This window comes from Pseudomonas sp. LB3P58 (assembly GCF_054897895.1).
The window spans coordinates 4,790,500-4,812,294 of record NZ_JBUBVE010000001.1 but is presented as its reverse complement, the minus strand read 5'-3'; the positions used below and the strand labels follow the sequence as shown (position 1 = coordinate 4,812,294).

Genomic DNA, 21,795 nt, shown 5'->3' with positions numbered 1-21,795 from the left:
TAGCTGTCGACAATAGCGCCATCTTTTACAGGGAGAAATTCACCATGGCTCTGGCCCATACACTTGGTTTCCCACGCATCGGCGCGGACCGCGAACTGAAAAAAGCCCTCGAATCCTACTGGAAGGGCGATCTGGATCAGGACGCGCTGAAAAGCGTCGGCCGCCAATTGCGCGCCACCCACTGGCAATTGCAGAAAGACGCCGGCATCGACCTGCTGCCCGTGGGCGACTTCGCCTGGTACGACCAGGTCCTGACCCATTCCTTGACCTTCGGTGTGATCCCCGAGCGTTTCGACAACGCCAAGGACTCGCGCGGCCTGCCGACCCTCGACACCCTGTTCGCCATGGCCCGTGGCGCCACGGCTGCCTGCTGCGGCGGCGAACACAGCAAAGCGCAATACGCCCAGGAACTGACCAAGTGGTTCGACACCAACTACCACTACCTGGTCCCGGAATTCAGCGCTGACCAGCAGTTCAAGCTGAGCTGGGAACAGTTGTTCGACGAAGTCGACGAGGCGAAGGCCCTCGGCCACAACGTCAAACCGGTGATCATCGGCCCACTGACTTACCTGTGGCTGGGCAAAGCCAAAGGCAACGACTTCGACAAACTCGACCTATTGGAACGCCTGCTGCCGATCTATGGTGAAATCCTCGGCCGCCTCGCCGCTCAAGGCGTGGAGTGGGTGCAGATCGACGAACCGATCCTGACCCTCGACCTGCCACAAGCCTGGAAAAACGCTTTCGAGCGTGCTTATCACATCCTTCAATACTCGCCGCTGAAAAAACTGGTGGCGACCTACTTCAGCGGTCTGGAAGACAACCTCGGCCTGGCGGTCAGCCTGCCGGTGCAAGGCTTGCACATCGACGCCGTGCGCGCCCCGGATCAACTCGGCCAGGTGCTGGACCGTCTGCCGACCTACAAGATTCTCTCGGTGGGCCTGGTCAACGGTCGCAACGTCTGGCGCTGCGAACTGGAGCAAGTGCTGGCGCAACTGCAGCCGGCCCAGGAACGCTTCGGCGACAACCTGTGGGTCAGCAGTTCGTGCTCGCTGCTGCACAGCCCGGTGGATCTGGATCGCGAAGACAAACTCGACCCGGAACTGAAAAGCTGGCTGGCGTTTGCCGTGCAGAAGTGCGGCGAAATCGCCGTGCTGCGCGATGCCCTGAACGATCCGCAATCGCCCAAGGTGCAAGCCGCCCTCGCCGAGAGCCGTGCGATTCAGGCCAGTCGCGCCGAGTCGCCGCGTATCCACAAAGCCGAAGTGCAGGCGCGCATCAACGCCATCGGGGCGGCGGACAGCCAACGCCACTCGCCGTTTGCCAAACGCATCGAGCAGCAGCGTGCGCGGTTGAAACTGCCGGCATTCCCGACCACCACCATCGGTTCGTTCCCGCAGACCGGTTCGATTCGTCTGGCACGCCAGGCCTTCAAGCAAGGCAAACTGTCGGCCAACGACTACACCGACGCCATGCACAGCGAAATCCGCCATGCCGTGCAAGTCCAGGAACGCCTGGGCCTGGACGTGCTGGTTCACGGTGAAGCTGAACGCAACGACATGGTCGAGTACTTCGCCGAGCAACTGGACGGCTACCTGTTCACCCGTTTCGGCTGGGTGCAGAGCTACGGTTCGCGCTGCGTGAAGCCGGCGATCATCTACGGTGACCTGAGCCGCCCGAACGCCATGACCGTCGACTGGATCACCTATGCCCAGAGCCTGACCGACAAGGTCATGAAAGGCATGCTCACCGGACCCGTGACCATGCTGATGTGGTCGTTCCCGCGCGAAGACGTTTCGCGCAAAATCCAGGCGCAGCAGTTGGCCCTGGCCCTGCGTGACGAGGTGATGGACCTGGAAAGCGCCGGCATCAAGATCGTGCAGATCGACGAAGCCGCCTTCCGCGAAGGCTTGCCGCTGCGCCGGGCGCAATGGCAGGAATACCTCGACTGGGCGGTGGAAGCTTTCCGCTTGAGCGCCTCCGGTGTGCGTGATGAAACCCAGATCCACACCCACATGTGCTACAGCGAATTCAACGATGTGATCCAGTCCATCGCGGCCATGGACGCCGATGTGATCACCATCGAAACCTCGCGTTCGGACATGGAATTGCTGGAAGCTTTTGAAGCGTTCGACTACCCGAACGACATCGGCCCGGGCGTCTACGACATCCACTCGCCACGGGTGCCGGACACGGCCGAAATGGTCAAGTTGATGAGCAAAGCGGTGAAGCGTATTCCAGCCGAGCGGTTGTGGGTCAATCCGGATTGCGGGTTGAAGACCCGGGCGTGGCCGGAGACTGAGGCGGCGTTGGTCAACATGGTGGCGGCGGCGCGGCAATTGCGGAGTCAGTTGGCTTAAAGTCCTGCGGCGCTCATTCTGGCGCCTTCGCGAGCAGGCTCGCTCCCACATTGGATTTATGTCGATCAGAGATGTTGTGTACGACATCAATCCTGTGGGAGCGAGCCTGCTCGCGAAGAACGATAACGCGGTCCTGAAAATGACCGTTCAGCACTCTTCATCAAACTGTCACGTAACTGTGGCAGCGCGCTTGAACAAACTTCATCAGACTCGCGCTCTACTGGAGTTCTGCGTTTCGGTGTTTTTCATGCGTGCACGATTTTTTTCCACAGCGGTTTTCCTGGCCGCGCTGTTGTTCGGCCTGCCGTCCTTGGCGGCGTCTCGTTGCGATATCAATGTTCCGACCGAACGGGTCGATCTGGCACAGGTGAGCCTGGCGTACCAGAGCATCGGCCGTGCGTCGGACCCTGCGTTGTTGCTGGTGATGGGCCTGGGCGGGCAGTTGATTCACTGGCCGGACGAGGTGGTGGTCGCGCTGTGTCAGCAAGGCTTTCGGGTGATTCGCTATGACAATCGCGATGTCGGGCTCTCGACCTGGCGGCAAGCGCCCGTCGATGCCAACCTGACCTTTGAAGTGCTGCGTTACAAACTCGGTTTGCCGGTGTCGGCGCCGTACACCCTGACCGATATGGCAGACGATGCTTTTGGCTTGATGGATGCGTTGCACGTCGAGCAATTCCACGTGCTGGGCGCGAGCATGGGCGGGATGATTGCCCAGCACATGGCGGCGATGGCGCCGCAACGGGTCGAGAGCCTGACCCTGATCATGACCAGTTCCGGGGCCGAAGGCTTGCCGGCGCCGAGTGCGGCGTTGGTGCAACTGTTGTCGCGCCGTGGGGCGCCCAATCGCGAAGTGGCGCTGGAACAACAGGCCGACCTGCTGGCGGCGCTGGGCAGCCCGACGGTGAGCGATGATCGGCAGGTATTGCTGCATCAGGCGGCGCTGTCTTATGACCGGGCGTTCAATCCCGAGGGCGTGAAGCGCCAGATCATGGCGATCCTCGCCGAGCGCAGTCGTGTGGCATTGCTCAATCAACTGCGCGTTCCGACGCTGGTGGTTCACGGCACTGCTGATCCGCTGTTGCCGGTGATGCACGGTGTACACCTGGCGGCGCATATCCGCGGCAGCCAGTTGAAGCTGATTCCGGGGTTGGCCCATCGTTTCCAGGAGGCGTTCAAGGCGCCGTTGCTGGCGGCGGTGTTGCCATACTTGCAGGCTCACCGCGAAGACACCTCGCATTGGGCGCAGATTGATCCGGTGGCAACCCCCAACCTTCTCTAACCCACAGGGGGAGTGGAACGGCTGCCACCTCGGCCTCGTCGGGTGTATGGTTCGAGCTTTCCGGCGCGTTCCAGTCTGCGAGGTGTGTGATGAGTACCCCCCTGAAAATCGATTTCGTCAGCGACGTGTCCTGCCCCTGGTGCGTCGTCGGCCTCTACGGCCTGACCCGGGCCCTGGATTTGCTGGGCGACGAGGTGCAGGCCGAGATCCGTTTCCAGCCGTTCGAACTGAACCCGAAGATGGGGCCTGAAGGGCAGAACATCACCGAACACATCACCGAGAAGTACGGCTCGACGCCTGAGCAATCCCAGAAAAATCGCGAGATGATCCGCGCGCGCGGCGCCGAGGTCGGGTTTGCGTTTCGCACGGACGGCAACAGTCGCATCTACAACACCTTCGATGCCCACCGCTTGCTGTTCTGGGCGGGACTGGAAGGGTTGCAGTTCAATCTGAAAGAGGCGCTGTTCAAGGCGTATTTCACCGAGGGCGGCAATCCGTCCGACCATGGGCAGTTGGCGCAGATCGCCGAAAGCGTGGGGCTGGATCGGTCGCGAGCCGAGGCGATACTGGCGTCGGATGAGTTCGCCAAAGAAGTTCGTGAAGAGGAGCAGTTGTGGCTGTCGCGAGGCGTCAGTTCGGTGCCGACGGTGGTATTCAACGGACAATACGCCGTCACTGGCGGTCAGCCGGTGGAAACGTTTGTCGGGGCGATTCGGCAGATCATGAGTGAAGCGAAGGGCGGGACGGTTAACGGCTGAGGTTCTGTGGCGATTCTCTAGATCGACCCCTCTCCCCAGAGGGGCGAGGGGACTGACCGAGTTGTACTTGGAGCTACATCGACCTGAAATACCGAGTCGAGCTCAGGTTTGAAAGCACAATGATCGGCTCCCTTTCCCCCTCTCCCCCGTGGGGAGAGGGCTGGGGTGAGGGGTGGTTCTACAACCGATCACATCAGTCAGCCGTGGAAACGAACCCATACTGTGACCAGCACAGTCGCCGCCATCAACCAAGCCACCGCCGCCACAGCGAGCGAAGCCTCCAGCCGCATCCGGTCCACCATCACATACAACGTCGCCAGGTAGATGAAGTAAGGAATGATCGACCACATCCCAAACACGATGGTGGTCTTCAAATCCTCCAGCGAACGACCCTTGCCGACGATGTAATGAGCAATCAGCGCAAAGGTCGGAAACAGCGGCACCAATCCGGCGATGTAATAGTTTTTGGTCTTGGCCAGGGCGGCGAGAATCACCACCACGGCCGCGCCCAGGGTTGCTTTGAAGATCAGGTCCATCAGTGGCTCAGCCCGTACTTCTTCACTTTGTCGAACAGCGTGGTTTTGGCCATCCCGAGTTCCAGGCTGGCCTGGGTCAGGTTGCCGCCGCTGCGCTGCAACGCGTCGTTCAGCAGGTTGCGTTCAAAAGCTTCTACCGCTTCGGCGAAGGCCAGGCCCTGATTGCTGCCGCTGGCGCCGGATTTCTTGAAGGCCGGCAGACCGAGGGCAAAGCGCTCGGCGACGTTGCGCAGTTCGCGCACGTTGCCCGGCCAGTCGTGGCTCATCAGGTTCGACAGGGTCTGGTTGTCCAGGTCCGGCACGGCACGATCGAAGCGCAGGGACGACTGCTGCAGAAAGTGTTCGAACAGTTGCAGGATGTCTTCGCGGCGCTCACGCAGCGGCGGTAATTCAAGGGTCACCACGTTCAAGCGGTAATACAGGTCGCTGCGAAACTCGCCAGCCTTGCTCGACTCATCCAGATCGGACTTGGTCGCCGCGATCACCCGGCAATCCACCGCCACGCTCTGGTTCGACCCGAGGCGTTCCAGGGTGCGTTCCTGCAACACCCGCAGCAGTTTGATTTGCAGCGGCAGTGGCATGCTTTCCACTTCGTCGAGGAACAGCGTGCCGCCGTCGGCGTGTTCGATCTTGCCGATCCGCCGCTTGCCGGCGCCGGTGAAGGCGTTGGCTTCATGGCCGAAAATTTCGCTTTCGAACAGGTTCTCCGGCAGGCCACCGCAGTTCAGCGCGACGAACTGCTTGGTGTGCCGTCGACTGAAGTCGTGCAGGCAACGCGCAACCAGCTCTTTACCGGTGCCGGTCTCGCCTTCGATCAGTACGTTGGCCGAGGTATCGGCAACGTTGGCGATCAATTCCCGCAGGTTCTGCATGGCGGGTGAGCGACCGATGATCCGGCCTTCGAGGGAGTCCCGTTCCGCCAGTTGCCGACGCAACGAAGAGACTTCCCGCGCAAGGCTGCGTTGCTCCAGCGCACGGCGCGCCACGTCGACCAGACGTTCGGGGGAGAAGGGTTTCTCCATGAAGTCATAGGCGCCTTTCTGCATCGCGCCGACAGCCATGGAAATGTCGCCGTGACCGGTGATCAGTACCACTGGCAGGCTGCGATCGCGGGCCTTGAGTCGGGTCAGCAATTCCAGGCCATCGATACCCGGCAGGCGGATGTCGCTGATGACGATGCCGGCGAAGTTGTCGCCGACCCGCTCCAGCGCTTCTTCGGCGCTACCGACGCCCACGCAGGGAATGTCTTCCAGGGTCAGCGCCTGTTGGCAGCCGAGCAGCACATGGGGGTCGTCTTCGACGATCAGCACACTAAGGTCGTTGTTCATATTGGCTCGGCGTGAGTGGGGCTTACCAACGGTAAACTGAGGACGAAGGTGGTACCACCGCTGGCCGGGTGCTCGACACCCAGGTGCCCGCCGGTGGCGGCGGCCAGGCTGGCGGAAAGGGTCAGGCCGAGGCCCAGGCCTTGTTCGCCGGGCTTGGTGGTGAAGAACGGTTCGAACAGATGTTTGCGTGCTTCGGCGTCGATGCCATGGCCGTTGTCGCGTACGCGAAGGCGATATTTGCCATCGAACTCTTCACCTTCGAGCCACAGTTCTGGCATTGGTTGTGCCTGCATGGCGTCGAGGGCGTTGCCGATCAAGTTGACCAGAATCTGCTCCAGGCGGGTCTGGTCGATCTGCACCTGCAGATCGGCGAAGTCTCGGTGCAGCTGCAGATGAGCGCTTTCCACGCGACCACCGAGCAGTTGCAAGGCTGCATCCACCGCTTTGCCGAGGCTGGCCTGACCTTTGTCATCGCCGCGGCGAGCGAACGAACGCAGGCTGGCGGTGATCCGGCCCATGCGGTCGATCAGTTCGTTGATGGTTTTGAGGTTGGTGCTGGCAACGTCCAGTTGACCGCGTTCCAGAAACCGCACGGTGTTGCCGGACAAGGTTCGCAGCGCCGCCAGTGGCTGGTTCAATTCGTGGGCGATGCTAGTGGACATCTGGCCGATGGCCGCGAGTTTACCCGCCTGCACCAGTTCATCCTGGGCGCGGCGTAGCGTCTCTTCGGCCAGACGCCGTTCGCGGATCTGGCCCTTGAGCCGTTCGTTGCTGGCGCGCAGATCAGTGGTGCGTTCGGTAATCCGACGCTCCAGTTGATTGTTGGCTTCCTGCAAGGCTTCCCGGGCGGCGAGGCGGGTGGCAATGACCTTGCGCCGCTCGTTCCAGGCGATCAGCAGGAACGCCACCAGGGCAAACGCCACCGCCACCAGAATCCCCTGACTGATCGCTTCGCGGCGCAAATCCTGCAGGGGGGTGAGCAGGGTGAAATTCCACGGGGTATCGCTCAATGGCCGGGTTTGCGACAGGTAGCTGATGTCCTCTTCATCTGATTCCACTTCGCTGTTGGCGGGGAAGGTGAGTTTTTCCTCGCCTTCGGCCAGTTTTTCCCGGGCCAGCGGTTGCAGTTCGTTCAGCGGGAACCAGTAGTACTGAAGGCTGCGGGCCAGCTTTTCTTTCGTTTCGTCGCTCAACGGAACAACCGATTTCAGGCGCCGTGCCGGATCGCTGGAAAGAATGATGATGCCGTTTTCATCGCTGACGAAAGCTTCCAGCCGCGCGCGCTGCCAGCGTTCTTCCATGGCTTCGAGTCGGACCTTGACCACCGCGACGCCGATGATCTTGCCGTGTTCTTCCAGGCCATGAGCCAGGTAGTAACCGGGTTCGCCGCTGGTGCTGCCGATGCCATAGAAACGCCCCGGCTGACCGCGAACGGCATTCTGGAAATAGGCGCGGAAGGACAGGTCTTCGCCCAGGTAGCTGTCGACATCGCGCCAGTTACTGGTGGCCATGACGCGGCCGGTGGTGTCCATCACATAGATAGCCCGACTGCGGCTGCGCCGGTTCAGGCCTTCGAGGTATTCATTGACCGTCTGCCGGTGTTCCGGCGACGGGTCGGCCAACAGCTTCGAAACACTGGATTCGAGTTCCAGCAGGCTGGGCAGGTAGGTGTACTTGCTGATCTCGCTCTCGACAGCGCGGGCGTGCAGTTCCAGCTGACGCTGGCCGTTCTCGCTGAGGCTGCGGATCCCGTAGTGTTCACTGACCCAGAAGCCGAGGTAGCCCAATCCGATCATCAGGGCGATGACCAGCGGCGGCAGGAACAGATGGCGAATCAGACGGGGTTTCACGGCGAGTGATGGCGGCGCGGCGCGATAGAGATTGGGGTCGCATTTCATCACAGATGCCTTGGGTCAACCACCTGCATTCCCCGACAATTGCTGTCGGGGAATGCAGCGGGTTTTAGTGCTGCAGAATCTTGGCGAGGAAATGCTGCGTACGCTCGGCGCGGGCGTTGATGTCGCCGAAGAACTCCTCTTTCTTGCAGTCTTCGATGATCTTGCCCTGGTCCATGAAGATCACCCGGTCCGCCACTTTACGGGCGAAGCCCATTTCGTGGGTCACGCACATCATGGTCATGCCTTCGTGGGCCAGTTGCACCATCACGTCGAGTACTTCGTTGACCATTTCAGGGTCAAGCGCCGAGGTTGGTTCGTCGAACAGCATGACGATCGGGTCCATCGCCAGCGCACGGGCAATCGCCACACGCTGTTGCTGACCACCGGAGAGCTGGCCCGGGTGCTTGTGAGCGTGTGCCGAGAGACCGACGCGCTCCAGCAGTTGCAGGCCTTTCTTGGTGGCTTCTTCCTTGCTGCGGCCCAACACCTTGATCTGCGCGATGGTCAGGTTTTCGGTGATGGTCAGGTGCGGGAACAGTTCGAAATGCTGGAACACCATGCCAACGCGTGAACGCAGTTTCGGCAGGTTGGTCTTCGGGTCGGCGATGGACGTGCCATCGACCACTACGTCGCCTTTCTGGAAGGGTTCCAGGGCATTGACGCATTTGATCAGGGTGGATTTGCCGGAACCGGACGGCCCGCACACCACAATCACTTCGCCTTTTTTGACCTCGGTGCTGCAGTCAGTCAGTACCTGGAAGTCGCCATACCACTTGTTGACATTCTTGATAGAGATCATACGGCAAACCTTTTTTGCAGACGCTTGACCAGCAGCGAGGCGGCAAAGCTGATTGTGAAGTACGTGAGACCTGCAAAGATCAGGAACTCGTTGGAGCGACCGATGATGTCGCCACTGGCACGCGAGGCATTGAGGAAGTCCACCAGACCGACCGCGTAGACCAGCGAGGTGTCCTGAAACAGGATGATGCTCTGTTGCAGCAGCAGCGGGGTCATTTTGCGGAACGCTTGCGGCAGGATGATCAAACGCATCATCTGGCCATACGTCATGCCCAAGGCTTGGGATGCACCCATCTGGCCCTTGGAAATCGACTGCACACCGGCCCGGACGATTTCGCAGAAGTACGCCGCTTCGAACATCATGAACGCCACGATGCACGAGGCAAACGCGCCGATCGGGGTGTCTTCGCCGGTGATCCAGCGCAGTACGAACGGCACCGCCAGGTAGAACCAGGTGATGACCAGCAGCAGCGGAATCGAGCGGAAGTAGTTAACGTAGGCGCCGGCAATGTTCGACAGCAGTTTGCTGTGGGACAGGCGCATCAGCGCCAGGATTGTGCCGAGGATGATCCCGCCGGACACGCCCAGCGCCATCAGTTGCAGGGTCATGACCATGCCGTTCCACAAACCCGGCAGGGACGGGACGATGCCCGAGAAGTCGAATTCCATCATTTACCCCCTACGGAGATCAGGCCCGGTACGGCTACTTTCTTCTCGACCATGCGCATCAGCAGCATCAGGCCCATGTTCAGCGTGAAGTAGATCAGCGTTGCCAGGGTGAAGGCTTCGAACAGGTTGGCGGAGAACTCGGCGGTCTGTTTGGTCTGCGCAAGCAACTCCATCAGGCCGATCAGCGACGCGACCGAAGAGTTCTTGAACACGTTCAGGAATTCCGAGGTGAGCGGCGGAATGATGATCCGGTAAGCCTGGGGCAGCAGCACGTTCCAGTAGATTTGCGGCAGCTTGAAGCCCATGGCGCGAGCGGCGGATTCCTGGCCGCGAGGCAGCGCCTGGATACCGGTACGCACTTGTTCGCAAACGCGGGCGGCGGTGAACAGACCCAGGCAGACGACGACGCTGAGGTAAGCCGAGGTGGTCGGATTGAGATCCTGCTTGTACCACTCTTGCAGGTCCGGAGGCAGCAGATCGGGCACCAGGAAGTACCAGATGAACAGCTGAACCAGCAGCGGCACGTTACGGAAGAGTTCGACGTAACAGGTCGCGATGCCCGATACGATGCGGTTCGGCACGGTGCGCATGACACCCAGAATCGAGCCCAGCAGCAGGGCAATGATCCAGGCCACGACGGCGATGGCGATGGTCCAGCCCAAACCGGCGACGTACCAGTCGAGATACGTCTCGCTGCCCACGCCGGTGGACTTGAAGAACACGCCCCAGTCCCAGTTGTAATTCATTAGGGTCTCCCCTCAGATCGTTCGATGTACAAGTGCCCGCCTGGGGAAGCTCCGTTCCCGCCTGATCTTGACGATCAGGCACACACGATCGGCTCGACAGCCACCGGTTCGAGTGCTCCAAAAAAGCCAGCAGGGAGTGACTATCCCCCGAAAGGGCAGTGGCCCTCTCAGGAGATAAGGTTAGTCAGAAATCAGGACTTCTTGTCGTCAGCCGCTTTATCGGTCGGACTGGCGATCAGTTTCTTGAGCTCGTCGCTCATCGGGAAGTTCAGGTTCAGGCCTTTTGGCGGGATTGGCTGCATGAACCATTTTTCGTAGATCTTGTTGATCTCGCCCGACTTGTAGGTGGCGACGATGGCGTCATCTACAGCCTTCTTGAACGGCTCGTCGCCCTTGCGGACCATGCAGCCGTAGATTTCGTAGGACTGTGGAGTACCGGTCACAGCCCAGTCGGCGGCGTTCTTGGCTTTGGCCGCTTCACCGGCCAGCAGCGCGTCGTCCATCATGAACGCGACGGCACGGCCCGATTCCAGCATCTGGAAGGATTCGCCGTGGTCTTTGGCGGAGATGACGTTCATGCCCATTTGTTTGTCGGCGTTCATCGACTTGAGGATGCGCTCGGACGTGGTGCCAGCGGTGGTCACGACGTTCTTGCCTTTGAGGTCGTCGAAGTCCTTGTACGCCGAACCTTTCTTGGACAGCAGGCGGGTACCGATTTCGAAGATGCCGACGGAGAAGTCAACTTGCTGCTGACGCTCGACGTTGTTGGTGGTGGAGCCGCACTCGACGTCCACGGTGCCGTTCTGCACCAGCGGGATACGGGTTTGCGAGGTGACCAGGTTGTATTTGACCTGAAGGTTCGGCAGGTCGAGGTCTTTCTTGATGGCTTCGACGATTTTCAGCTGGATATCGTGGGAGTAGCCCATCGGTTTGCCGGAAGCATCAGCGATGTAGGAAAACGGAATGGAAGCGTCACGATGTCCGAGGGTGATAACGCCGGACTCTTTGATCTTCTTCAGGGTGCCGGTGAGTTCGGCGGCGAAAACTGGAGTGCTGATCAGAGCGGCAGCAATGGCTGCGCCCAGGAGATGGGGAACGATGCGCATCAAATTTTCCTCGACATTGTTTTTATATGGAGCCAGTTCATCGGCCCTTTTTGTGCTTTGAATGCTTGCCGGCTCCTGAAGGGTTGGCTCAGCGGACATTCGTCCAAGAGTGTAGAGCATGACTCGTGCCAGGCCAGGCTGAACAGATCAAGCTATTGATTTATAAGGGGATTAAATATTTATGGCGAGGTTTTTGATGTTGGGGGAATCCGGTTAACCGAATCGACCGACAGGTCATGTTCGGAAAACCGAATGCTGTTCAGGGCTGCTAACGCCACACCGGCAACAAACCCAGTGAAAACAGGACATGTGAAACCGCGCTGATCACTCCGAAAAACAGTACCAGGGCAATCATGGGCTGGCCTCCCCAGACGCGATACCGCGGGCTGCCAAAGCGTTTGCGTGAGGCTCTGGCCAACAATGCCGGGGTGATGACGGCCCAGAGGGTTGCCGCCAGACCGGCGAAACCGATGGCATGGATAAACCCTTCGGGCCACAACAACCCGCAGAACATGGGCGGTGTAAAGGTGGTGGCTGCGGTTTTCATGCGACCTCGCGGGCTGTCATCAAAACCCAGCACATCGGCCAGATAATCGAAGAGCCCCAAGGTCACGCCGAGAAAGGAGCAAGCAACGGCGAAGTTGGAAAAAAGTGTGAGGAATACGTCGATTTTTGCACTGTTGAGCATTGCCCCCAGCGCGCTGATCAGTACGTCGATATTGCCGCCACGCTGAGCGATATCCTTGAACCCGTCCCGGGGAATGTTCCCCATGCTGCAAACCATCCAGACAACGTAGAGTCCAAGCGCGATGAGGGTGCCGCTGACCAGGCAGGCACGGATACGCTGCGGGTCTTTGCCGAAGTGTTTCATCAGGCTGGGAACGTTGCCGTGAAAGCCGAAGGACGTCAGGCAGAAGGGCAGGGTCATCAGCAGGTAAGGGAGGTAGTGGCTATCCGTGGCGTTTCGATTGAGCAGCGTCGCCGGTTGCACATGATCGAGCAGCCCGCCGAAGGTCAGGAAAAACGCAATGATCTTTGCGCCGAAAATCAGCGTGGTCACCCGGCTCACCGCTGCCGTACTTAGCCACACAATGAGCGCGACCGTCAGGGTGAAATACAAGCCCCCGGCACGTGCCGACAGATTCAATCCCAATGATTGGGCACTGTGATGAATCACCGAACCGCTGGCCGAGATGTAAGCGTAAGTCAGCGTGTACAGGACAAACACGATGCTCAATCCGTTCAACACATTCCAGCGACGACCCAGCAAGTCTTTGGTGATCGTTGAGAAACTGGCGCCCGGACGATAGTTGAGGTTGGCCTCAAGGATCATCAACCCGGAATGCAAGGTGCAGAACCAGGCAAACAACAGGACCGCGACGGAGCCATAAAACCACAGGCCGGACATGACGACCGGCAGCGAAAACATGCCGGCGCCGACAATGGTGCCACCGATCATCATGGCGCCGCCGAGTACCGAAGGCGACCGTTCGAGTGCGACGGGGGTAGCGGATGAGGTGGAAGAGGGCGTAGAAGTGCTGCGCATGGCATGGCCTGCATCTGAATTATTAGAGGGCTGTTCTTTCGGCGGGCTGAATTGCCGACCGCGCGTGCGAAAGGATCAGCGCCATTCAGCGTTGCTGATGAATGGCGCCGACAGCGCGTTAGTGCATGGCCAGCAAGCGTGATAACTGACGGGCTCTCTCCAGCAGCAGGCTGTCCTGACCGGGCAACGCGTCGAACGAGAGTCCGACCGGCAGCGAGTGTTTTTCCGCTACGGGTATGGTGACACTGGGGGCCGCCAGGTTGCTGGCAGGGTCGGTGTTGCGTACGAACGTTTCGAAGTTACTTTCTGCCTCGCAATCCGTGAGCAATGGTGCCGTGCAGCTGACGGTGGGGTACGCAATCACATCCAGTTGATGGGCATTGAACAGACGGCTGTATTCACGACCCAGCTGCAGTTTGCTCATCAGTGCCTGTACATAGTCCGTGTAGGAAATCGCCGGGCTCTCGAGTTGCGCCGTCAGTATTTTCTTTATGCCGGGGTCCTGGATCTGCGCCAGGATGCTCAGGAAATTGTCGCCCCAGCCTTCCTTCATCAAGAAGCGCGGGAAGTCGATAAAGAACTCATAAATCGGCAATGGGAACTGAATACTCTCGTTGATTTCCCCTATCAACAGGTCATCGACCGGAACAAGTTCCACGCCCTGATCTGCCAGTGCCTCGATAGCCGCGAAGCAGTCGCGTCGGACTTTTTCGTCGAGGTCGGCCCAGAGGAACTTTTCCGGTATGCCCACCCGTAGCGGTCTGTTGTCGTCCAGGGCCGCGGGGCGTGTCCCGGTCAGATGATGGTGGATGAACTGACAGTCTTGCAATGTGCGGGTCAGTAGCCCCGGCGTGTCCTTGGTCTGGGAAACGGGCACGATGCCGTCGACCGGGTAACAACCCGTGGTGGGGCGAAACCCGACGATCCCGCAGAACGCAGCGGGGATGCGCACCGAACCGCCGGTGTCGGTGCCCACGGCGCAGGGGACCAGGCCGGCGGCGACGGCAGCCGCACAACCGCCGCTGCTGCCGCCGGCGCTGTAGCGTTCGTCGACCGGGTTGACCACGGCGCCGTGGGTTCGGTTGGCAGAAGTCACCCCGAACGAAAGTTCATGCATGTTGTTTTTACCAACGGCCCTCGCCCCCAGCGTCTTGAAGCGCTCGACAATCCCGGCATCGGACAACGGGTAATAAGCGGCCAGCCCCGGCGTTCCTGCGGTGGTCGGCATGCCGCTGACATTGATGTTGTCCTTGAAGGAAACGGGAATGCCATACAGGCCCGCCTCTCGATCCGCGCCGGGGGCGCCCTCGAACGCCGCCGGATCGAACGTGATGAAGCTGTTCAGGTGTTGATGATCAAACTGTTTTTCGCGCAGGGATTGGTGCCAGGTGTCCAGGCAGTGACTGCCACTGCGAAATCCGCTGACGAGTTCTTCAATTGAATGCTGGCTGTACATAAAACGGGTCTCGGCTATGGGGATGGAGGCTTGCGATGAAGGCGTCAGCAATAGCGGTATTGAGCGTGCAGCCCGTCCAGCGGATTGTCGGCAATCAAGTCGCCACCCAGACTGCTGATCACCGCACAGGCACCGTTGAGCGCTGTTTGAATGGCGCCTTCCGCCCAGCCACCGGTGAAAGAGCAGCCGCACCCGGCGAGGTACAACCCCGTGTCCTGTTGTGGATCGAGGGCTGTTTTGAATTGGTAGAACAAACGCTCCGAGTAAATATCGTCACCTGGAAAGTTGAGTTTGAAGGCCCCCAGTGAATGCTTGTCGGTCAGCCAGTCATACTCCAGGACGTATCGCTGGTAGTTACCATTGAGCGGTAGAAGGTGGCTGGCAAACTCAGGTGCGCTCATGGCCAGTTCATCGACAAGACGCAAGCAGCGTTGAACTTTGTCGGTCATTGAAACCATCTTGTGGGAGTCGTCTTCCCAGGTGTAACTGATCAATACCACGCCCCAGGAGTCAGGGTCCTGTGGCGCGTAATCCAGGCAATACACGCCCTTCACCAGGGTGTCCGTCTGGATGTTCTGTGGCAGACCGTGTTTCAACCAGAACTTGTCTTTGGTCAGGATGAACAGCTTGGATGAACCGACCATGTGGGTTTCGTTGATCGCCCGGGCGACATCGCGATTCACGAAGGCCTGGTTCTGTGTGAGCTTCATGTTCACTTGCAGCGCCCGGGTTGTAGTCGTGGTGATCACCCGGTCGCAGGCATAGGTCTCACCATTGCTGCCGGCCAGCAGGATTTCACCGTTATCGCCCTTGTTGATGGACTCGATGCGGGTGCGGCAGATTCGGTCGCGCAATGGCATTCCGTTGAATGACGTATCGGCAATCAACTCCGACAGCGACGAGATGCCCATTGGCACCAGTCGTTGATTGACTTCGAGGCCATTGACCACGAGCCGCAGAATCTCGGTAAAAGAGGCGCGGTAAACCGATTGGAAACCGCCCGAGCCAATCCCCAGCGACCCGAATAGATGGAAGTCTTCGGGTTTACGCCACTGTTTTCCGCCGGGCGGGTTGCTGCCAGTGAAAATCCGCACCATGGCCGAATAGAACGAACTGTCGCCGAAACAATCCAGATAGCGCTGCCATTCCGGCTGCACTTCCGGGTAATTGTGTTGCTTCAGTAACTCGGTCAGTAACAATGGTGGCGCCAGACAGGTGCCGTCATCGAAGGTCACACCCTCTTTCAGAAAGGTATTCCAGCCCCGGTGGACCGTGCTGAAAATAGCCGGTGGCGGCTGCATGGCGGCCCAGTGATAAGTCTCCCCGCGGTAGTGGATTTCGGTGTCCACCACACCGGGGTCAGGAAACGCTTCAGTGGTTTCGATGCCGAACCGGTTCAGGTAATGAAACAACCCGACCTCGCTGGGAGGAAAACGCATCGCCCCCATTTCGGCGATGAATTGCGGGTGGTCATCGTCAAAGCGTTGGGTCAGCAAGCGACCGCCCAAGTGTTCCTCGGCAGCCTCGAACAGCGTGACCCGGTGGGCGCCGGCGCGGAGTAATTCGTAGGCAGCGACCAGTCCGCTCAGCCCGGCGCCGACAATGCCAATGTGTTTGTTGGCCGCTTCGGGTGGCAAGTACCCGATCGCATCAACAGCATTGCGCAAAAACTGGCCGTAGTCGTACAACAGATCGACATACGGAAAAGAACAGGGGAATGTGGCTTCGTCGAAGCCGGTACTCATAACGTTCACGTGTGATTCTCGATAAATCAGATGATTAACTGCAGGCTTTCAATCGCGCGGGAGGGATTGAGCAGAAGTACTTTTTTGCCTTTGATTTTCCAGGTGCCTTCGACGTTAATCAGTTGATGCTCGACGGTGACCGGGTAGTGCCATTCGCTGTCACCGCGGGCTTCGCAATAGAGCATGTTGGTGCTGCTCGATGCGCTCAGTTCGTCGTCGTCCATTCGGATCAACGAACACTGGGCAATATGCAAACTGCGACTCTTTGGCTGTTGCGAGTAGTTGCGCGCGTTGGCCAATCGGTTGATTCGCAACGTCGTCAGAAACCGGTCTTCATACAGCAGCGAGGACTCATGAAGGGGGCTGGTTTGTTCTCGTCGCAACGGTACCCAGTAGGTGTATTCGGGAGTCAGTAGTTGTTGCCAGGCACTGAAGTCTTGTTGGTCCAACAGCTGGATCTCGGTGGCGATCAACTGTTCTATGGCGTGTTTATTGTTCGGATCGAGTTGCATTGTTATCCCGCATCAAGTGCTGCCAGCTGTTGTAAAAATTGCGCATCGCCATTTCGCTGGTGCCCGAAACCACCTGGGTCCGCTCATAGGATTCGTTCGATTCAAAGAGTCGCGCCACGTTGACCCACTCATTGGCGTCACTGCGCAACCCCTCCGTTGCCCGCTCGTACATTTCCACATCGTCGTGGGCAACCATCGAGCACGGGGAATTGATCAGGTTGTTGTACTGGACGGTTCTTTCCAGCAACTGGATGGGGGCGCCCAACAACTCGAAGATCCAGGACTCGACAACGGTCTCTTGGGCGCTGACCGGCTTGATCACCCGCAACGTCTGGATCGGTCCCTTGACCATCAGGTTCGGGAAATAGACGGTGTTGTGTCGGGTGTCTTCGAGAATCTCGGTGGCCTGGCGTTCGCCATAGCTCTGGACCATCAGGTCCCAATAACCCGGAATATCGGCATAGGCTTTATGGATTGAGTTGCTGACGCCTGTATGCCCATGGCCGTTGGGCCAGACGCGAATGCCCATGTTGGCGAAAAACTCGTAGGACGCCATGAACGGTGAAAACAGTTCGACCGCCATGGGCGAAGGGCTGGTCTGGTCGCTGGTTTCCTTCCACAAGCTGATCGCCTCGCCCGCCGAGGACTCATGGGCAATCATCGGGTGACAGGTGTCGGTCTGGTTATCGACGACCATTTTCCAGTTGCAGTGATGTCGGTGCAGGAGCGGCTGGCCAACGACGCGAAGCTGACCCAGGGGCGAGCGCAGCACCATGTTGTCCAGTGTCGATAATGACTCGCCGAAAAACGTGTTGAAGTCGATGCCTTCCGCCTGGAGGCGGACAAACACAAAACCGCGATAATTCTCCACCGCCGCAACGGCTTGCATGCCTTTGTGGGCGGAGCAGGCGCTGAGCTCGCAATCGTCGTATTCCTTCTTCACCGGAATACTCAACAGTTCGCCATCGGTCTTGAATGTCCAGGCATGGTAGGGGCAGCGGATGAACCGGCCGACATTACCGCGAGGCTCGGCCAGTACTTTCACACCTTTGTGCGGGCAGCGATTATGCAGAACAACAATCTCGCCATTTTTTTGCCGGACCATCGCCAAGGGTTGCTGTGCAATGTCGGTGGTAAAAAAGTCGCCGGGCTGCGGGATCAGACTGTCATGCCCCACGTAGCACCAACTGGCGGCGAAGACGCTTTGTTGTTCTTGTTCGAAGAGCTGTTGATCAAGGAAGAGCGATTTGTGCACTTCTCTGCCGTTGAAGTAATTGTCCAAACGGTTTTCCTCGTTAGATCGCCAGCTTCAGGCGTTGGCTTTTGGCCCGCGAGACGCAGGGATAAATCCTTGCGCTACAGGCAGCTTCTTTTTCGCTCATGATGAAATCGCGATGGTCGACTTCGCCCTCAAGGACCTCTAGCGCGCAGACGCCGCACTCACCGCGTCGACAGTCATAGAGCGGGTCCAGACCGGCAGCCTCCAGCGCCTCCAGCAAGGATTGATCTGGATTGACGTTGACGCTGATACCCGACTCGACGGCGTCAATTACAAAGGCCGACGCATCGTCTTCACGTACCACATTGAAGATTTCAAAATGGATGCGCTCGCGGGGCAGGCCATTGGCCTCGGCATGGCAAAACACGTCGTTGAGCATCGATTGCGGACCGCAGACGTAGAGCCGGTCGTGTGGCGAAAGGTATGCCAGGACCTGGCTGACAGAGCGGCGGCCATCGGGCTGACTGGAGAAGTGGAAGTGCAGGCGCTCCTGCAACAGTGCCTTCATTGGCAAGGCATAGGCCGCGTCGTCGTCGCTCCTGGCGAAATAGTGCAGGTGTGCGCTTCGATTCAATGACGTCAGGTGATGAAGGATCCCGGTCAGCGGCGTAATGCCGATGCCGCCAGCAATCGCAATGTCCCTGCCGACGCCTTCAGTGAGCGGGTAGGTGAACGTATTGAATGGGCCATCGAGCTGCACCGAGTCGTTGACTGCCAGCGAACGGATGTAGCGACTGCTGACTGAGTCGGCAGTGAGCCGGATGGCAAAGACGACGCTGCCTTGCGGGGTAGTGCGACCTGCCAGCTGTACCGCCGAGTAGTGCCGCCATTCATTCAGTTCGGGGATGAACCATTTGAAATGTGCGCCCGCTTCCAGGGCCGCAAACCCCGGTGTTTGCGGGCTGACGCTGATTTCTTTGATCGAGGCCGAGAGCATCCGGCAATCAGTGATTGTGTAGTTCATACGAGAATCAGCTTTCCTGGCTTAGCGGCGTTTCATGCAGGTAGGTCCATTGGGCGTTGTGGTGATGGATGCCAATGATCGCCACCGAAACCCGTGAGCTTTCGCGCTGGTTGAGGCGATGGGTTTCCTTGTAGCGGATCGCCACGCTGGCGCCTTCTTTCCATACCGTCTGCAGGTCACTGATGACGATCTCCAGACCTGGCTTGGCGCCGACCGCACCCTTGAACATCTGTTCAACCATCGCCCGGCTGACGATGGCGGCCGAAGTGGTAACCATGGTGAAGTGCTCGGCGAATGCCGACATCAGCGGTTCAAGCGTGGCCTGCCCCTCACCGTTTGAATCGGTGAACAGGGTGTGGATCAACGCGTGCACGTGATGAATGCTGTGGTGCGCCTGTTCAACTATTTTGTTGTGCATGACAGTCCTTTTGAGTGTTCAACTGACTCAGTTGAAAGAGTGGAAACAGGCCCACCAGCGCGGCGATGGCGAAGGTCACGTGGTACGCCTGGGTGGTATCGAAATGCTTCAAGAGCAGGTTGAAAACCATCAGGAAGAGGGCAGCGCCGATGCTGAATGACATCTGTCGGTTGATGTTCCAGATGACACTGGCCTTGTGGGTGTCACTGCCCTCAAAGTCCATCAATGACGTGGTTTGTGCTGTGTTGGCACCGATGCCGCCGCCGATCCCCATCAAACTGTAGGCGATGACAATCGTCCAAAGGTCTGAGGGATTGTTCACCAGTAACAGGGTGGCAATGCCGGCGCTGTGCAAGAGCATGCCGAGGGCAAACAGCCGCTTTGCGCCCATCCGGTTATAGACCCGGCCACAGATCAACATCGCGATGAACGCGCCGATGGCATACAGGATCATGAACATCCCTGTCAGTCGGGCGCTGAAGTGCAGGGTGTTTTGCAGGAAGAAGATGCTCATCAAGTTGACTCCGGTGAACACACCTGGAATCGCGTAATAGATAAAAATGGAGGTGCTGAGTTTTTTGCTTTTGAGCAGGCTCAGTTCAATGATCGGGTTTTTGCAGGTGCGGTAGTGCAGCCCGTACAGCACGACGAAAGTAACGCCGGCCATGACGAAGAGGGCGGCCACCCCTGCCGGAGCGTCGCCGCCATACAACGACATGCCCATCAGCAGGCTGCCGAGCGCCGCGCTAACCAGCAGCAAGCCCTTGATGTCGGGTCTGGGCAAACTCGTCGGGCGCGCTTCGTTGATCCAGAACCAGGACAGCAATGCCGCGATCAGCGAGAACGGAATGTTGCTGTAGAAGACCCAGCGCCAGGAACTGCTGTCGACGATGATGCCGCCGATGGTCGGTGAAATGGCGGGCGCTATCAGGGCAACGGCCATGACCAATGTGGATATTTTCGCCCTCTGCTCACCCTTGAACAGGTTGAACGTCAGCGCCTGGCCGACAGGAATCAACAGTCCGCCGCCAACGCCCTGGACGAAGCGCCAGATCACCAGTTCATTGAAACTGTTGGCCAGCCCACACATCCACACGGAGCCTGTGAATACGATCATCGAGGCGGTGAGGATTTCCCGGCTGCCAAAACGACCGGCCAGCCAAGTGCTGACCGGGATAATCAGCGTCAGCCCGAGAATATAAGCATTAGCCACCCAGGCAACGTCTGAAGTACTAACGTGCAACGCCGCCGATATGCTGGGTAATGCGACCGCCGACATAAAGATGTTAATGCAGTCTATAAAAAAGCCGATCAGAAATATCAGCGCAACTTTGTAGCGATAGGTCATGTTGTTTCCCCTTTGTCGCAAAGCATAGGGGCGATGGACTTGAACTGTCGATACGACTATCCTTGAAACAATGTTTGACGGGATTTAACAGTGAGCCATATTGCTATGCACACTCATCTTAATCGGGTCCAGACATTTCTGGCCGTGGTCGATTTTGGTTCTTACACCAAGGCCGCCAATTACCTGAGCATCAGCAAAGCCATGGCCAGCCTGCATGTCAAGGCGCTGGAGGATGTGCTGTCAGCGACGCTGTTGATTCGCAATACCCGAAATATATCCCTCACCGAAATAGGTCAGGATTTTTATGAAGAGTTCAAAGGTATTGTCGCGGATATAGATAATGCCTTTGATAATGTATTAAAAGGGCATAATCGGGTTGCCGGTAAATTGCGCTTCAGTTCCACCAGTGAATACGGTGAGGCGTATATTCTGCCGTTGATTCCGCAGTTTATAGAGCGCTACCCGGAGATAAAACTCTGTTATAACTTTAACTCGTCACTCAATGACCTGGTGGCGGAAAAGTTAGACCTGGTTATCCGTTTGGGCAACTTGGCGGACTCTGCATTCAAGAGCCGTAAACTGGCGGATTATGAGATTGTCCTGGTGGCTACCAAGACGTTCCTTGCGCGTCACCCAGTGCAAAAACCTCAGGACCTGAATGCAGTGCCGTGGATTGCCAATAGCAACCTGCAGGCGCCCACTCAATGGACGCTGCGCCATCCGCAATTGGGTGATGTCGAGATCAATGGGATCAATCAGTTTGAATCCAATTCTTCCACGGCCATCCGTTCCATGACGTTGTCGTCGCTAGGTGTTTCGGTGCTGCCCTCCTGGGTGGTCAAGGACGACATCGCCAGCGAGCGGCTGATCCAGTTGTTACCCGACTATTCGCTGCCCTCTCAGTCAGTCAACGTGGTGTTCCCCAACAGCCCGCATTTGCCCCACAAATCGAGGGCGTTCATTGATTTCCTGTTGCTGCATCTGGCGCAGTAAGCGCCTACAAAAAAGCCCCTGAATCGTGAGACTCAGGGGCTTGGTTTTAACCGGAT

General features: G+C 58.4%; 19 protein-coding genes. 4 read left to right on the top strand and 15 right to left on the bottom strand.

From position 1 onward, the window contains the following. The first annotated feature begins 44 nt into the window (after positions 1-44). From metE to ACYZTZ_RS22375, 3 genes are all read left to right on the top strand, one after another. A complete protein-coding gene (gene metE, locus ACYZTZ_RS22385; RefSeq protein WP_461999735.1) occupies positions 45-2,357 on the top strand; it encodes a 5-methyltetrahydropteroyltriglutamate--homocysteine S-methyltransferase in 2,313 nt (770 codons plus the stop codon). A 247-nt stretch (positions 2,358-2,604) separates the two neighbouring features. After that, positions 2,605-3,639: an alpha/beta fold hydrolase gene (locus ACYZTZ_RS22380; protein ID WP_056742026.1), complete on the top strand. Its 1,035-nt coding sequence runs from the start codon at positions 2,605-2,607 to the stop codon at positions 3,637-3,639. An 89-nt stretch (positions 3,640-3,728) separates the two neighbouring features. Continuing rightward, complete coding sequence (locus ACYZTZ_RS22375; protein WP_461999734.1) at positions 3,729-4,397, top strand: DsbA family oxidoreductase; 669 nt, start codon at positions 3,729-3,731, stop codon at positions 4,395-4,397. Between the two features lie 197 nt (positions 4,398-4,594). Here ACYZTZ_RS22375 and ACYZTZ_RS22370 read toward each other — a convergent pair whose 3' ends face one another. The 15 genes from ACYZTZ_RS22370 to ACYZTZ_RS22300 all read right to left on the bottom strand — a co-directional run bounded on the left by ACYZTZ_RS22370 (position 4,595) and on the right by ACYZTZ_RS22300 (position 20,746). Next, positions 4,595-4,924, bottom strand: coding sequence for a GlpM family protein (locus tag ACYZTZ_RS22370; RefSeq protein WP_462000701.1), 330 nt, complete (start codon positions 4,922-4,924; stop codon positions 4,595-4,597). A gap of 8 nt (positions 4,925-4,932) precedes the next feature. Then, positions 4,933-6,261 carry a two-component response regulator AauR gene (gene aauR, locus ACYZTZ_RS22365; protein WP_056742023.1) on the bottom strand — a complete coding sequence of 443 codons (1,329 nt, stop codon included), beginning with the start codon at positions 6,259-6,261 and terminating at the stop codon, positions 4,933-4,935. Beyond that, the gene (aauS, locus tag ACYZTZ_RS22360; RefSeq protein ID WP_461999733.1) at positions 6,258-8,159 is read right to left on the bottom strand and encodes a two-component sensor histidine kinase AauS; all 1,902 of its coding nucleotides are present in this window, start codon (positions 8,157-8,159) and stop codon (positions 6,258-6,260) included. Before aauS ends, aauR begins: the two co-directional genes overlap by 4 nt. Before the next feature lie 64 nt (positions 8,160-8,223). Then, a complete protein-coding gene (locus ACYZTZ_RS22355; RefSeq protein WP_046047081.1) occupies positions 8,224-8,958 on the bottom strand; it encodes an amino acid ABC transporter ATP-binding protein in 735 nt (244 codons plus the stop codon). Beyond that, the gene (locus ACYZTZ_RS22350) at positions 8,955-9,626 is read right to left on the bottom strand and encodes an amino acid ABC transporter permease (protein WP_056742021.1); all 672 of its coding nucleotides are present in this window, start codon (positions 9,624-9,626) and stop codon (positions 8,955-8,957) included. The genes ACYZTZ_RS22355 and ACYZTZ_RS22350 overlap by 4 nt, the downstream gene beginning before the upstream one ends. Next, positions 9,626-10,372: an amino acid ABC transporter permease gene (locus ACYZTZ_RS22345; protein WP_008156468.1), complete on the bottom strand. Its 747-nt coding sequence runs from the start codon at positions 10,370-10,372 to the stop codon at positions 9,626-9,628. Before ACYZTZ_RS22345 ends, ACYZTZ_RS22350 begins: the two co-directional genes overlap by 1 nt. A 191-nt stretch (positions 10,373-10,563) precedes the next feature. Continuing rightward, complete coding sequence (locus ACYZTZ_RS22340) at positions 10,564-11,478, bottom strand: glutamate/aspartate ABC transporter substrate-binding protein (RefSeq protein WP_461999732.1); 915 nt, start codon at positions 11,476-11,478, stop codon at positions 10,564-10,566. 268 nt (positions 11,479-11,746) lie between these two features. Further along, positions 11,747-13,024, bottom strand: coding sequence for a tryptophan permease (mtr, locus tag ACYZTZ_RS22335; protein WP_461999731.1), 1,278 nt, complete (start codon positions 13,022-13,024; stop codon positions 11,747-11,749). Positions 13,025-13,142: 118 nt separating this feature from the next. Next, on the bottom strand, positions 13,143-14,480 hold the full coding sequence (locus ACYZTZ_RS22330; protein WP_461999730.1) for an amidase family protein: 1,338 nt from the start codon (positions 14,478-14,480) through the stop codon (positions 13,143-13,145). 44 nt (positions 14,481-14,524) lie between these two features. Then, a complete protein-coding gene (locus ACYZTZ_RS22325) occupies positions 14,525-16,225 on the bottom strand; it encodes an NAD(P)/FAD-dependent oxidoreductase (RefSeq protein ID WP_462000700.1) in 1,701 nt (566 codons plus the stop codon). A gap of 26 nt (positions 16,226-16,251) precedes the next feature. Further along, entirely contained in the window at positions 16,252-16,737 is a 486-nt protein-coding gene (locus ACYZTZ_RS22320; RefSeq protein WP_461999729.1) for an aromatic-ring-hydroxylating dioxygenase subunit beta, read from the bottom strand. Continuing rightward, positions 16,715-18,019, bottom strand: a complete 1,305-nt coding sequence (locus tag ACYZTZ_RS22315; RefSeq protein WP_461999728.1) for a Rieske 2Fe-2S domain-containing protein — start codon at positions 18,017-18,019, stop codon at positions 16,715-16,717. The genes ACYZTZ_RS22320 and ACYZTZ_RS22315 overlap by 23 nt, the downstream gene beginning before the upstream one ends. A gap of 13 nt (positions 18,020-18,032) precedes the next feature. Continuing rightward, entirely contained in the window at positions 18,033-18,980 is a 948-nt protein-coding gene (locus tag ACYZTZ_RS22310) for a flavin reductase family protein (protein ID WP_461999727.1), read from the bottom strand. A gap of 7 nt (positions 18,981-18,987) precedes the next feature. Further along, the gene (locus ACYZTZ_RS22305) at positions 18,988-19,398 is read right to left on the bottom strand and encodes a DUF4440 domain-containing protein (protein WP_461999726.1); all 411 of its coding nucleotides are present in this window, start codon (positions 19,396-19,398) and stop codon (positions 18,988-18,990) included. Then, positions 19,379-20,746, bottom strand: a complete 1,368-nt coding sequence (locus tag ACYZTZ_RS22300; protein WP_461999725.1) for an MFS transporter — start codon at positions 20,744-20,746, stop codon at positions 19,379-19,381. Before ACYZTZ_RS22300 ends, ACYZTZ_RS22305 begins: the two co-directional genes overlap by 20 nt. A 105-nt stretch (positions 20,747-20,851) precedes the next feature. Here ACYZTZ_RS22300 and ACYZTZ_RS22295 point away from each other — a divergent pair, with 105 nt between their 5' ends. Further along, positions 20,852-21,739, top strand: a complete 888-nt coding sequence (locus tag ACYZTZ_RS22295) for a LysR family transcriptional regulator (RefSeq protein ID WP_462000699.1) — start codon at positions 20,852-20,854, stop codon at positions 21,737-21,739. The last annotated feature ends 56 nt before the right edge of the window (positions 21,740-21,795 follow it).